The organism is Methylocystis sp. (genome assembly GCF_046349115.1).
Classification (GTDB): domain Bacteria; phylum Pseudomonadota; class Alphaproteobacteria; order Rhizobiales; family Beijerinckiaceae; genus Methylocystis.
In genome coordinates, this window is record NZ_JAXMCX010000001.1 from 728791 (window position 1) to 742481 (window position 13691).

The window sequence follows — 13691 nt, forward strand, 5'->3', positions numbered from 1 at the left end:
TACTTTTACTCCGCCGCCTCGATATCATAGGCGCCGCGATCGATCCCGCCCCCCACCAATATCTCGCGTTTTCCCGCATGGTTCGGGGCGCTCACCACGCCTTCCTGCTCCATGCGCTCGACGAGCGAGGCGGCCTTGTTGTAGCCGACCGAGAGGCGGCGCTGGATGTAGCTCGTCGAGCATTTCTTGTCGCGCAGCACGATATTGACGGCGCGGTCGTAAAGATCGCCGCCTTCCTCGGCGTCCATCGAGCCGGGCAGGGGCGCTTCGCCCTCCTCGCCGGCGTCGTCCTCTGAGGTGATGGCGTCGAGATATTGCGGCGCGCCCTGCGTCTTGACATGGGCGACGATGTCCTCGACCTCGCGATCCGACACGAACGGCCCGTGGACGCGCGAGATGCGCCCGCCGCCGGCCATGTAGAGCATGTCGCCCTGGCCGAGCAGCTGCTCGGCGCCCTGCTCGCCGAGAATGGTGCGGCTGTCGATTTTCGAGGTCACCTGGAAGGAGATGCGCGTCGGGAAATTCGCCTTGATCGTGCCGGTGATCACGTCGACCGAGGGACGCTGCGTCGCCATGATGAGATGAATGCCGGCGGCGCGCGCCATTTGCGCGAGGCGCTGGATCGCACCCTCGATATCCTTGCCGGCGACGAGCATGAGATCGGCCATCTCGTCGACGATGACGACGATATAGGGCAGCGTCGTCAGCGACATTTCTTCGTGCTCGAAAATCGCCTCGCCGGTCTCGCGGTCGAAACCCGTCTGCACGGTGCGGGTGATCGTCTCGCCCTTCTTTTGCGCCTCGGCGACGCGGGCGTTGTAGCCGTCGATGTTGCGCACGCCGAGCTTCGACATTTTCTTGTAGCGGTCCTCCATCTCGCGCACCGCCCATTTGAGCGCCACCACCGCCTTTTTCGGGTCGGTGACGACGGGGGTGAGGAGATGGGGAATGTTGTCGTAGACGGAGAGCTCCAGCATTTTCGGATCGACCATGATCAGCCGGCATTCTTCGGGCTTTAGCCGATAGAGCAGCGACAGGATCATGGTGTTGATCGCGACCGATTTGCCGGAGCCGGTAGTGCCGGCGACCAGCAAGTGCGGCATGCGCGCCAGATCGACGATCACCGGCTCGCCGCCGATGGTCTTGCCGAGCGCGATGGCAAGCTTGTGATTGGAGCGGGCGAAATCCTCGCAGGCGACGAGTTCGCGCAGCAGCACCATCTCGCGACGCTGGTTGGGGAGTTCGATGCCGATGGCGTTGCGGCCGGAAACCACCGCGACGCGGGCGGAAACCGCCGACATCGAGCGGGCGATGTCGTCGGCGAGGCCGATGACGCGCGAACTCTTGATGCCGGGCGCCGGCTCCAGCTCATAGAGCGTGACCACCGGCCCGGGGCGCACATTGATGATGTCGCCCTTGACGGAAAAATCCTCGAGGACTCCCTCAAGCAGGCGCGCATTCTGCTCCAGCGCCTCCTGCGAGAGCTTCACGCCATTCGCCTGTTTCTTCGGCTCGGCGAGCAGGCTGAGCGCCGGCGGCTCGTAGCGCGCGTTGAAACTGGGCTGAGCGGCGCGGGTCGGCGCCCGCGTCCTTCGGGGCGCCGGCGGCGCAATCGTGTCGGGTTCGTCGAGATCGCGGGCGCGCGGCGGCGCATGCGCCGGATAGAGGTCCATCTCCTCGAAGGTCGGTTCGACGCGCGGGTAGCTGGGCGGCGGCGGCCTCTCGGTCGTGCGCGGGCCGCGCCGGAGCCTCCCGGCCGCGCGCGCCGCCCAGGCCTTCAGCGCCAGCCCGAAATGGATCAGCGCGCCGAGCGAGATCAGCGCGAAGCCCGGCTCGCCGCCATCGTCTTCGTCATCGTCGGCGCCGGGACGAATGCTCGCGTCGTCTTCGGAAGATCGGCTACGCATGTCGGCTTCGGACTCGAAGCCGAGGCCCGCGGCGCCGGTGACGGCGAGGATCGCGATAAGAGCGGCCCCGGCGCCGAACGCCGCCATCATCACGCCCGAGCCGGCGAAAATCGTGCGCGGAACGGCGAGTATGGCGTCGCCGGCGACGCCGCCGAGGCCGGTGGGCAGCGGCCAGCGATCGGTCGCGGGCAGAAGCGAAGCGGTCGCGGCGGTGGCGAAGACGCCCACGGTCCACAGGCCGATGCGCAACAGCGCGCGGCCGATCCGGCGACGCCGGATGAGGCGCAGGCCCTGGGTCGCGATCGGCACGATCGCCGCGATGGCGCCGAAGCCGACAAGCTGCATCAGCAGGTCGGACACAACCGCGCCCGGCGGCCCCAGCAGATTGCGGACATGGCCCGACGTCGCGTGGTTGAAGGAGGGATCGCGGGCCGACCAGCTGACGAGCGACAGAGTCAGCGCGGCGGCGGTCACGATAAGCAGCGCGCCGAGAAGCTCGGCCAGCCGCCGCGCCGCGAATTCGCGAAGCTGCTCGGTGAAGTGACCGGATGCATGGCTGCGCATGTGAGGAGAAGCCCCGCTTGATCGCGAGCCCGTGGCGCGCGGATGCGGGCAGCCTAGAAAACCTCGGTTAAGGCGCACTTAACCCTGCCTTTTTGTGGCCTCGCGGTTCGTCGCCACCGTCTGATTGAGTTCGGCGCCATAGATGAAGATCGCCGCCAGGAGCTGGAGAAAGACGATGGCGATCATGATCGAGGCGAGGCCCGCATAGGTCGAAATATAGCTGCCGGCGAATCTTGCGAGATAATTGCCGAAGCCGACGCCGAAGGCGAGGGACGCGAGCAGCGTCAGCGCCAGGCCGGGCGCGATGAACGCCGTGGCGCGCCGCGTCGCCGGCAAATATTTGTGGGCCGCGAAAAGCGCAATGGCGAGAACGGCGGTGGTGACGCCATAGCGCACCGGTTCAAAGAGCGGCTGCAATTCCTCGACCACAAGAGGAATGTATTGCTGGGCGATCGCGCGCGCCAGCGGCGCGAGCACCAGAAGAAGCGCGATGGCGAGCAGCGAAGCGGCGCCGAGAAATACGAACAGGATCGACTCGAGGCGAAGCAACCACCAGGGACGCTGCTCGGGCGAGTTATAGGCGCGGTTCAGCGCGACGCGCAGCGCTTCGACGCCGGTCGACGAGAAATAGATCGCGAAGACGGCGCCGAGGGTCAGAAGACCGCCATGCGGCTGCGTCAGCACATTGCGGATTTCACTCGAAATCGGCGCCGCGACGCTCGCCGGCCAAGCCCTGAACAGAAGCTTTCGGGCGGCGTCCGCTTCCGCCTCCAGCCCGAAAAAACCGGCAAGCGCGGTCAGAAAAATGAGGAAGGGAAACAGCGACGTAAGGATCGACAGCGCGATATAGCTCGCCATCGCCCAACCATCGTCCTGGTTGAACTTCTGATAGGCGTCGTAAAGGATTCGCGGAAAGTTTCGCATGCCAACCCATGATAGCGTGCTAGTTTCGAATAGCGATGCGGCAAGGAAGAGAATTCGTCGATGAGGACATTCTGCGTGCGATGGTCGGCGATCGGCGCGGCCTTTGTGGTTCTGACGCTTTGGCCGAGCTTCGCACTCGCCAAGCCATGCGGCGGCCGCGGTTCTCAGACCGATCTCAATCTGTGCGAGGGCGACAATTTCAAGCAGGCCGACGCGAAACTCAACGCCGTCTATGGCAAGCTGATGAAAAAGATCAGCACGGACGGACAGTCAAAACTGCGAGAGGCGCAAAATTCCTGGATCGCCTACCGCGACGCGCAATGCGCCTTCGAGACTCTCGGGACAATCGACGGCAGCATTCACAGCATGGTCGTGGCGCAATGTCTTGCCGATCTGACCGAACAGCAGACGAAACGGCTGGAGCATCAGTTCAATTGCGAGGAAGGCGACGTTTCCTGCGGCGGGCAGTAGGGCGCGACTTCGGGAAAACTATTCGCGCTGGAAATGCTCATACACCAGCCGCGCCGTCGCCTTGTTGACGCCGGGCACTTTCTCGAGGTCTGACAGCGCCGCGCGGGCGACGGCCTTGGCGGAGCCGAAGGCGAGCAGTAGCGCGCGCTTGCGCGACGGCCCGACGCCGGCGATTTCGTCGAGCGGATTTTTGGTGAATTCCTTTTTTCGCCGCGCGCGATGCGTGCCGATCGCGAAACGATGCGCTTCGTCGCGCAGCCGCTGGACGAAATAGAGCGCCGGATCATGCGGCGGCAGGCGAAACGGCTCTCGCCTTTCGACGAAGAATGTCTCGCGCCCGGCGTTGCGGTCGGCGCCCTTGGCGATCGAGGCGATCGCGACGCCTTCGACATCGAGACCGCGCAAGACGTCCCGCGCGACCTCGAACTGGCCGCGACCGCCGTCGATCAGAATGAGGTCGGGCTTCGACGGGAACGCGTCGCTGTCCTGATCCTTTTCGCTATCCTTGGCCAGCCGTGCGAAGCGGCGTGTCAGCACTTCACGCATCATGCCGAAATCGTCGCCGGGCGTGATGTCGGCGCTTTTGATGTTGAAGGTGCGGTAGTGCGCCTTCATGAAGCCTGCGGGCCCGGCGACGATCATCGCGCCAATCGCCTGCGCGCCGCCGATGTGCGAATTGTCGTAGACTTCGATGCGCCGCGGGGCTGGTGCGAGACCGAAGGCCTCGCCGAGCGCCGCGAGCAGGCGGTGCTGGCTCGCGTCCTCGGCGAGCTTGCGGCCGAGCGCTTGGCGCGCATTGTGGAGCGCATGGTCGACGAGTTCACGCTTCTCGCCGCGCTGGGGCGCGAGCAATTCCACACGGCGACCGAGCCGCGCGGTCAGCGCCTCTTCGAGGAGCGCGCCGTCTTCGATTGCGTGAGAAAGAAAGACGCTGCGCGCCGAAGGATGTTCCTGATAGAACTGCGCGAGAAAAGCATCGAGGACTTCCGCCTCTGAAAGCGTCGCGTCGGCGCGCGGGAAGTAGGAGCGATTGCCCCAGTTCTGATAGGCGCGAAAGAAGAACGCTTCGATGCAGAAGCGTCCGGCGTCCTTGGCGATGGCGAAGACGTCCGCTTCCTCGACGCTGCGCGGATTGATTCCCTGCGCGCCCTGAACCGCGGAGAGCGCCGAGATGCGGTCGCGCAGTCGCGCCGCGCGTTCGAACTCCAGCCGTTCGGCGGCTTCGGTCATCTCGCGCGCCAGCTGTTCGCGCACATTGCGACTCTTGCCCGAAAGAAAATCCCGCGCCTCGCGCACCAGTTCGGCGTAATCCTCGATCGAGATTTCGCCGGTGCAGGGGCCGGAGCAGCGCTTGATCTGATAGAGCAGGCAAGGCCGCGTGCGATTGTCATAGAAGCTTTGCGCGCAGGAGCGCAGGAGGAAGGCGCGCTCCAGCGCGTTGAGCGCGCGATTGACCGCCCAGACGCTGGCGAAAGGCCCGAAATAATCGCCCTTGCGCGCGCGCGCGCCGCGGTGCTTCAAAATCTGCGGCGCGTCATGGTCCTTGGCGATCAGAATATAGGGGAAGGATTTATCGTCGCGCATCAGCACGTTGAAGCGCGGCTTCAACTGCTTGATGAGATTGGCTTCGAGCAGCAGCGCGTCGGTTTCGGTCTCGACCGAGATAAACATCATCGAGGCCGTCGCCGAGATCATCCGCGCGATGCGGTTCACATGACCGGCGAGGCGGGTGTAGCTCGCGACCCGCTTGCGCACGTTCTTCGCTTTGCCGACGTAAAGCACTTCGCCGTTTTCGGCGATCATGCGATAGACGCCGGGCCCATTGGGCGCGTGGCGCCAATGTTTCTTGATGACGTCGACGCCGCGCTTGACGCTTTCGGGAGTCTGGGGCGCGTCGTCCGACTCCTCGCTTGGCTCCGCCTCCGCCGGCGCAGTCGCCTCGGCCGCGTCGAAGGCGTCGTCTTCGTCGGGCGGAAGATCGCGCGGATTTGTAAGCTGGGGCGTCATCGATCTAGATTTATTCGCCGCAAGCGGCGAAGGAAAGAGTCGCTCGATGGGCGCGGCCGAAGCAAAGAGCTGTGCAGAATCTCGACGTGCCCAGAATTTTCGCGGAGCCACTGCTTGCGCGCGCCGGACCGTCCCGTCAAAGTCCGGCAAAGCTTGGGCTGCGACGAATTGGGGGCGGTATGCAGGCGGCGAGGGTCACTGTTGGCGCGGTGCTTTTTCCGGCGCTGGCGCTTGGGCTGGCCGCCGTCCTTATGCTCGGCGAGCTTTGGATCGCGCGGATTCCGGCCTCCATTGATTTCGTTCCGCCCACTCTTGCCGCGATCTTGTTGATCGGGGCCGTCTTCGCCGCTCTGCAGCATGCCGAAATTCTTGGCGCCAAGACTGGCGAGCCCTTTGGCACGCTGGCGCTCACCATCGCGGTGACGATTATCGAGGTCGCGATCATGGCCTCGATGATTGAACATGGCCACGAAGATCCGACCGAAGCGCGCGAGGCGGTCTTCTCCGCGATCATGATCGTCTGCAACGGTCTTGTCGGCCTCTGCCTGCTGCTCGGCGGTTTTCGCCACCACGAGCAGGAAATCCAGCCGATGGCGACAAGCGCCTATCTCGCCATCCTCATCGCTCTATCGGTGCTCACGCTCATTCTGCCCGATTATACGACCTCAAGCTACGGACCGACTCTCTCCACAAGTCAGCTGATTTTCGTCAGCATTCTATCGGTGCTGCTCTACAGCGCGTTTCTCTTCATTCAGACGGTGCGGCACCGATCCTATTTTATCGACGTGCATGTCGCCGCCGAGGGACATGGCGCGGCGAAGCCCTCGCGCCTCATGACGATTGTCGCGCTCGTGGGGCTTGGCGCCAGCCTGCTTGGCGTCTCGCTGCTCGCGGAGCGCGTCGTTCCCGGCCTTGAAGAAGCGCTTCGCTGGCTTGGCGTCGATGACGTGAACCGAGTGACCGGCGCCGCTGTCGCGATGCTGGTCCTGCTTCCCGAATCGATGAATTCGGTCCGCGCGGCGACGCGCAACGCGCTGCAGACGAGCCTGAATGGCGCGCTTGGCTCGGTCGTCGCGACGATCGGGCTTACGGTTCCGGCGGTAGCGATCTTGAGCCTCGCGACCGGCCGGGAGATTATGTTCGGTCTTGATAAGCGCGACGCCATGCTGCTGTTGCTGACCTTGCTGCTCAGCGTGGTGAGCTTTGGCGCCGGCCGAACCAATCTCCTGACCGGCCTTGTGCATCTTGTCGTTTTCGCGACATATGTTTTTCTATTGTTTGTGCCGTAGCCTCGCGCCAGAGGCGCCCAATGACGTTGCGCTCTCGAAACTCACCAATCGATCGGCGTCTGGCCGTGGCTGACCAGATAGTCGTTTGCTTTTGAAAAATGTCTGCAGCCGAAAAATCCGTTGTGCGCCGATAGCGGCGACGGATGCGCGCATTCGAGCACCAGATGTTTGCGTCGGTCGATCCCCGCGCCCTTGCGCCGCGCATAAGAGCCCCAGAGCATGAAGACGACGCCGTCGCGTTCGCGCGACAGCGCATGGATCGCCGCATCGGTGAATTGCTCCCAGCCCTTGTTCTGATGCGAGCCGGCGGCGTTTTCGCGCACGGTGAGCGTGGCGTTGAGCAGCAGCACGCCCTGCCGCGCCCAGCGCGACAAGTCGGGGTCGCGCGAAACCTTATGGCCGAGATCGGCCTCGATTTCCTTGAAAATGTTTTGGAGCGAAGGCGGCGGCGGCGTATTCGCGCCGACGGCGAAACAGAGCCCATTCGCCTGTCCGACCCCGTGATAGGGGTCCTGTCCGAGAATGACGACCTTTGCCTTATCGAATGGACATTCGTCGAAGGCGCGAAAAATCTGCGACGCCGGCGGAAAAATACTGCGCGCGGCATATTCGCCGCGCACGAATTCGCGCAGCTCGGCGAAATAGGGCTGTTCGAATTCCCGCGCGAGATGTTTTTTCCAGCTATCCTCGATGCGAACGGGCTTGGTCACTGCGCTTTACTTTGTGGCTTGCATTCGGCCGCTACGACGTTCAAATGACAAATTTGCGCGTCGAAAACCGACGATGCGCATGGACGGGGCAAGGAAATCGGCGGCGCGCCGATGTCGAGACTAAGGTTACGACGTGGTCGCCAGATTTCAAACGCTCCGTCGCGCCGCGAGAAGGGTTTACCGGCGAATTGTCCCGGATTCGCTGCAGCGGAAGATGGGGCGCTACGAACGAAAAATCGACTTTGATCCGCAATTCTATCGTCGCGACAATCCGGAGCTCGCGGCTTACTCGGACAGCGCGCTCTTCCGGCACTTCATCGAATTCGGACAGAACGAAGGAAGACCGGGAAGCAGGCGCGCGAGGAAGACGGATTTTACCGAACTAGTCGCCGCTGAAGAAAGCGTGCTTGAAATCGGGCCCTTTACCAATCCAACCATCGTTGGAGAGAATGTCAAATATTTTGATTTGTTCGACTCGACCGCGCTGGCCCGGCGCGCGTCCGCCCTCGGATATGTTCAAAGCTTGACGCCGGACATCCACTTCGTGTCAAGCGAGGGTGACCTATCCGTTGTGACGGAGAAATTCTCCTGCGCGTTCAGCTCGCATTGCATCGAGCACCAGCCTGATTTGATCCGGCACTTCAGACAGGTCGAGACCCTGCTCAAGCGTTCGGGCAAATATTATCTGGTCGTGCCCGACAAGCGATATTGTTTCGATTGCGTTTTCGACGAAACCCGTGTCGAAGAGATCGAGCAGGCGCACAAGGAAAGGCGCAGGCGACACACCCTAAAATCCATCATCGAACACCGCGCGTTTGTTTCGCATAATGACTCCATCCGACATTGGGCCGGGGATCACGGCGTCGTGCATGACGAAAGCGCAAGGAGGCGCTTGATCGGCGTCGCCGAAAAGGAATTCGCGTTGGCTGATGGCGCTTACATCGACGTTCACGCCTGGCGCTTTACGCCCTATTCATTCCTCCACATTTTGGAGAGCCTCTTCGATTTAAACTATATAACGATGAAGCCGATCAGGGTGTACAACACCCGCCTTGGACAATTGGAATTCTGCGCGATTCTGAAAAAGCAAGACGAGTGACGTTTACGCAGTTTGAGTCCGCGTCGCCTCTACATGCCCGCATCGAGCGATCGAAGATCAGTTCCTCGGCGCGGCGGTCCTGGAGCGCAACATCCTTAATGTTGCCGCGCCCCCCAGGCCGGTTCGCGCGCGGTCGATCGTCGTCGGCGCGCAAATTCGTTTCGGACGAATTACCCTGGTTCGGCATACAGCGCCGCTCGAATTCGCGAGCAAGACGCATGTTTTGACTCACCAAGATGCGGGCGCGCTTGGGGATCCGCCGAGCATAGACGACGGCGGCCGTGATGCGCCGTTGCGCGGTCTCACCATCCGCTACTGGACCGGGGCCTGCCGACTATCATCCGTCGCGACGATCGAAAGCGCCTTGATTGCTCGATCGATTTTCGCGAGCAGACCCATCCCTCCGAAACTCGCGATCAGAGTCGTCAGGACCTTATGGCCGCAAAGACGATACATTTCGATAATTTCTGGGTTGGCTGAAGGTCCCGGAACTTCTTTCTTATTGAGGAACGCCAAGGAAACGGTGAGCCAGGGTGTGGACATGAAGCACCTTTGAATAAATCGGTTTTCGAAAAAGACGGTCAGCGCTCAAACAAAAAAACAGCACTCAAACAAGAAAACATTCCAATCGAATAGCTCAAATGATTGACCAAAATCGGAAGGCTGTCAATTGTGCGAAGCCGCAAGGTTCGCGTCGCCGATCGTGCGTGACGGCGCGAACGTTCCGTGTGTCTTTATCTCGTCCGCGTGGAGCGCTTCGCACAAGAAGGGGAGGCGGGCGTCGTCTCAGCGCGCATCCTCATCTTCATGGTTGCGCGCGTTTCGCCTCCGCGAGCCGCAAACTTTTAGTCCTGCAGCGGGCCCCAGGCCGGATCGCTTGCAAAGCTCGGCGTCGGCACTTGCGTCTCTGAGCGGCCGAAGACGTCGACCATGTAGATTTTCGGTCCGCCGCCGCCGCCGGAATCGCGAAAGAACATCAGGAAGAGTCCGTTCGGCGCCCAGGTCGGGCCTTCATTGTGAAAGCCTTCGGTGAGAATCCGCTCGCTGGAGCCGTCGGTCTTCATCACGCCGATCGCGAAATTGCCGCCATTCTGCTTGGTGAAGGCGATGTAGTCGCCCTTTGGCGACCATACCGGCGTCGAATAGCGGCCGCCGCCAAACGAGATGCGCCTCGCGTCGCCGCCCTGCGCGCCCATGATGTAAATCTGCTGCGAGCCGCCGCGATCGCTCTCGAAGACGATGCGCGCGCCGTCTGGAGAATAGCACGGCGCCGTGTCGATGGCGGCGGTGTCGGTCAGACGCATGGTGCTGCGCGAGCGCAGATCCATCGTATAAAGATTGGTCGTCGAGCCCTGCGACAGCGACATGATGATTTTCTGCCCGTCGGGCGAGAATCGCGGCGAGAAGGTCATGCCGGGAAAATTGCCGACGACTTCGCGCTGGCTGTTTTCGATATTCATCAGCAGGACTTTCGGATCGCCGTCGGTGCCGAAGGACATGTAAGTGACGTCGAGCGAATTAGGAGAAAATCGCGGCGTGACGACGAGCTCGTCGCTGCGCGTCAGATAGCGCACATTGGCGCCGTCCTGATCCATCATCGCGAGGCGCTTGCGGCGCCTGTCCTTCGAGCCGGTTTCGTCGACGAAGACGACGCGGGTGTCGAAGAATCCTTTTTCGCCGGTGATGCGGGTAAAGACGGCGTCGGAAAGAAGATGCGCGACGCGCCGCATGTTGGCGGCTTCGGTCACATATTGCTGGCCGGCGACCTGTTCGCCGGTCGTCACGTCGAACAGTCGGAATTCGGTTTTTAGCCTTCCGTCGCCGGCGCGCTGCGAACGCCCGGTCAGCACGAATTGCGCATTGACCGATTTGAAGGCGGCAAGATAGGGCGCTGCGTCAGGCGGCGCGGCGTTCGCCGGCAGATCCGAGGGTTCGATCGGATTGAGAAACACCGAGCGCTTGAAATTATTGAGCGTCACCGACGTCACGGTGCGCGCGGCTTCGTCGCCGACGAAAGGCGCGACGGCGACATTAATCGGCTGAAAGCCGCCGCCCTTGAGATCGATGATGCGTCCGGCGCGCGCCAATGTGGCGGGAAGGAAGGGGGCGAAGGCCGCGCCGGCGATCAGGCCGGCGGCGCCGCGACGGGTGAAGTTGCGTGTCATGGGCGAAATCTTTCCGGCATCGCGATGAAGAAACCGTAACGCCTCGCGGCGATGGACGTTGTCGAACGAGCGCCGGTCACTAATTCGCATCCTGGAAGCGGATCGTGACCTCGCGCAGCGCCTCTTCGTAATAGGGCATGAACTCGGGCGGTATCCGCATCGGGCTGCAGCGGCGCACCGCCTGCATCGCCTGTTCGCCGCGGGCATGTTCGGTCGGACTCGCCGAGGCGTTCAGCAGTTTGGGATGGCCCTCGAGGGCGCCCTCGCGCGACAGATGAAACTCGACGATCGGCGTATAGGTCTGCCCGCCGAGCGTCAGCGCCGACGCCCAGCAGGGGTAATAATGATCATGGATATAGGCGGCGATGCGCGCCTCCATCGAGGCCGACATTTTGGCCGCCGTCCCGGTCGGCGCGCCGAGCGCCGCCGCCTCGGTCGCTCTGCCGGTCGCGGCCTTGCGCTGCGGCGATTCGCGGCTGAGCAGTTTCGAAATGCTGGCGGCGTCGAATTTGGTTTTTGGCGGGGCCTCGTCGCCCGATTTCGGCTTTGTCTCCTTCACCGCCTTTTCCGCCAATTCGCCTAAGGCGTCGGGCTTGGACTTTTCGGGCGGCTTCTTGCTTTCGAGGAGCTTCGCCACTTCGTCGAGTTTGAGCCGCTCCTTCGGTTTCTCCGGACTCGCCGAATCCTTGGCCGAATGTTCCGGCTTGGCCGGCGGCTTCGGCTTCACCACTTCGGCCTCGTCCGGCTCCTTTTCGGCTTCCTTCTTGGTCGGCTCCTGAGCGGCGGCTTTAGGCTTCGCCGGTTTCGGCTCGGGCTGTTTTTCCTCGGGCTTGGGCAGCGGCTCCGGCTTCGGCGGCAAAGCGGCGACGCGTTTTGGCGGGATCGGCTCCGCGTCGTCGGCTGAGGGCTGCGGCAGCGGACGCGCCGGCGGGAGCGGCGTGGCGATGTCCTTCTTGGCTTCCGCGAGCGGCGGCTCCGGCTTCGACTCGGCTTCGGGCGCGAGTTTGTCGACGCGCGGCGTCGACTTGATTTGTCGTGCGGTCTTCTCGCCTTTCATGATCTGGTTGAGTTCGCTGTCGGTGACGAGATCGACAGGAACCATCTCCACTGCATCGTCAAATTTCTTGTCGGAAAACAGGACGAGCGCCGCCAGGAGCAATCCGGCGTGGATTGCCGAGGAGAGCGGAAGACCTGGTTCGGAGCGCGAAATTTTCATTTCCGCTCAGCTCACTTCTTCTCCTGCTCCGTCACCAGCGCGACTTTCTTGTAGCCTGCGCTCGTGACGAGCGACATCACCTCCGCCACGCGGCCATAGTTTACCGCTTTCGAGCCGCGGACATAGATGCGTTCGTCAAATCCCTGCTTGGCGGCTTCCTTCAGCCTGTCGAGCAATTGATTCGTTTCGACCGGCTGATCCATCAAAAAGACCTGTCCCTTTTCGTCGATGGCGATCGAGACCGGCTTCTGATCGATGTTGAGCGCGCCGGCCTTGGTCTGCGGCAGATCGACGGCGACGCCGGTGGCGAGCAGCGGCGCCGCCACCATGAAGATGATGAGCAGCACCAGCATCACGTCGATGAACGGCGTCATGTTGATTTCGGCCATGGCGCCATAGCGCGGCACGCCGCGCCGCCGCCTGCCGCCCTTGCGTCCCGGAGCCGAGAGCGATGCGCCCATGCCTGCTCCTTACGCCGCGCGGTCGCGGTTGGATGAAGCCGCGTGCTGGTCGATCTGGCGCGACAGGATCGCCGAGAACTCGTCGGCGAAGCTTTCCATCCGCGCCTGCGCCTTGGCGACGTCGCCCTGCATCTTGTTGTAGGCGATGAGCGCGGGAATGGCGGCGAAGAGGCCGATGGCGGTGGCGAGCAGCGCCTCGGCGATGCCCGGCGCGACGACGGCGAGCGAGGTGTTCTTCGAGGCGGCGATCGAGCGAAACGACGTCATGATGCCCCAGACCGTGCCGAACAGGCCCACGAAAGGTCCGGCCGACGCCACGGTCGCAAGCACCAGAAGATTGGATTCGAGCTTCTCCACTTCGCGGGCGATCGACACGTCGAGCACTTTCTCGATACGCGCCTGCAGGCCCATGAAGGAGGCGCTGGCGCCCGCTTGGAAGGAGCGTTTCCATTCCCGCATCGCCGCCACGAAAAGCGTCGCCATGCCGGTCTGCGGCCGCTCGGCGAGTTTGCTGTAAAGCTCCTCGAGCGAATTGCCGGACCAAAAGCTTTCCTCGAACCGATCCATCGACCGGCGCATCCGGGAAAAGAGCAGCGTCTTGTCGATGATGATCGCCCAGCACCAGACCGAGGCGGCGAGCAGCCCGAGCATGACCGCCTTGACGACGATATGCGCCCCCCAGAACATGGTCCAGATGGTGATGTCGGCGGCGGGTGCGGCGAGCGGAGCCGCGGCGATCTCGGCTGGATTCATGATTTGTCCTTGAGTCGGCAGGCGCTCTGCGGCGGCTTTGGCTGCGACGCCCGGTCTATCGCCCGCAATTTCGCCATTTGTGGGGCTGCGGTGCGGCGCACAACAAACCATAGCGGAGGGGCGTT

At 62.8% G+C, this 13691-nt stretch carries 11 protein-coding genes; 3 read left to right on the forward strand and 8 right to left on the reverse strand.

Annotated features, from left to right (window positions below; all coding sequences use genetic code 11):
- Positions 1–5: 5 nt before the first annotated feature.
- Together U1E20_RS03410 and U1E20_RS03415 are read right to left on the reverse strand one after the other, a co-directional pair.
- Positions 6–2471, reverse strand: a complete 2466-nt coding sequence (locus U1E20_RS03410; protein ID WP_409979179.1) for a DNA translocase FtsK 4TM domain-containing protein — start codon at positions 2469–2471, stop codon at positions 6–8.
- A 78-nt stretch (positions 2472–2549) separates the two neighbouring features.
- Positions 2550–3395: a YihY/virulence factor BrkB family protein gene (locus U1E20_RS03415; RefSeq protein WP_409979180.1), complete on the reverse strand. Its 846-nt coding sequence runs from the start codon at positions 3393–3395 to the stop codon at positions 2550–2552.
- Between the two features lie 60 nt (positions 3396–3455).
- Here U1E20_RS03415 and U1E20_RS03420 point away from each other — a divergent pair, with 60 nt between their 5' ends.
- The gene (locus U1E20_RS03420) at positions 3456–3866 is read left to right on the forward strand and encodes a lysozyme inhibitor LprI family protein (protein ID WP_409979181.1); all 411 of its coding nucleotides are present in this window, start codon (positions 3456–3458) and stop codon (positions 3864–3866) included.
- Between the two features lie 18 nt (positions 3867–3884).
- Here U1E20_RS03420 and uvrC read toward each other — a convergent pair whose 3' ends face one another.
- Positions 3885–5873: an excinuclease ABC subunit UvrC gene (uvrC, locus tag U1E20_RS03425; RefSeq protein WP_409979182.1), complete on the reverse strand. Its 1989-nt coding sequence runs from the start codon at positions 5871–5873 to the stop codon at positions 3885–3887.
- A gap of 179 nt (positions 5874–6052) precedes the next feature.
- Between uvrC and U1E20_RS03430 the strand changes: the two genes are divergently transcribed.
- Positions 6053–7162 carry a calcium:proton antiporter gene (locus U1E20_RS03430; protein WP_409979183.1) on the forward strand — a complete coding sequence of 370 codons (1110 nt, stop codon included), beginning with the start codon at positions 6053–6055 and terminating at the stop codon, positions 7160–7162.
- 41 nt (positions 7163–7203) lie between these two features.
- Here U1E20_RS03430 and ung read toward each other — a convergent pair whose 3' ends face one another.
- A complete protein-coding gene (gene ung, locus U1E20_RS03435) occupies positions 7204–7872 on the reverse strand; it encodes a uracil-DNA glycosylase (RefSeq protein WP_409979184.1) in 669 nt (222 codons plus the stop codon).
- Between the two features lie 403 nt (positions 7873–8275).
- Between ung and U1E20_RS03440 the strand changes: the two genes are divergently transcribed.
- A complete protein-coding gene (locus U1E20_RS03440) occupies positions 8276–8971 on the forward strand; it encodes a hypothetical protein (RefSeq protein WP_409979185.1) in 696 nt (231 codons plus the stop codon).
- A gap of 845 nt (positions 8972–9816) precedes the next feature.
- On the opposite strand, the gene tolB is transcribed toward U1E20_RS03440, so the two are convergent.
- From tolB to tolQ, 4 genes are all read right to left on the reverse strand, one after another.
- On the reverse strand, positions 9817–11136 hold the full coding sequence (gene tolB / locus U1E20_RS03445; protein ID WP_409979186.1) for a Tol-Pal system beta propeller repeat protein TolB: 1320 nt from the start codon (positions 11134–11136) through the stop codon (positions 9817–9819).
- 79 nt (positions 11137–11215) lie between these two features.
- Entirely contained in the window at positions 11216–12352 is a 1137-nt protein-coding gene (locus U1E20_RS03450) for a cell envelope biogenesis protein TolA (RefSeq protein WP_409979187.1), read from the reverse strand.
- An 11-nt stretch (positions 12353–12363) separates the two neighbouring features.
- Positions 12364–12813 carry a protein TolR gene (tolR, locus tag U1E20_RS03455; protein WP_409979188.1) on the reverse strand — a complete coding sequence of 150 codons (450 nt, stop codon included), beginning with the start codon at positions 12811–12813 and terminating at the stop codon, positions 12364–12366.
- Between the two features lie 9 nt (positions 12814–12822).
- Positions 12823–13566: a protein TolQ gene (gene tolQ / locus U1E20_RS03460; protein ID WP_409979189.1), complete on the reverse strand. Its 744-nt coding sequence runs from the start codon at positions 13564–13566 to the stop codon at positions 12823–12825.
- Between the last annotated feature and the right edge of the window lie 125 nt (positions 13567–13691).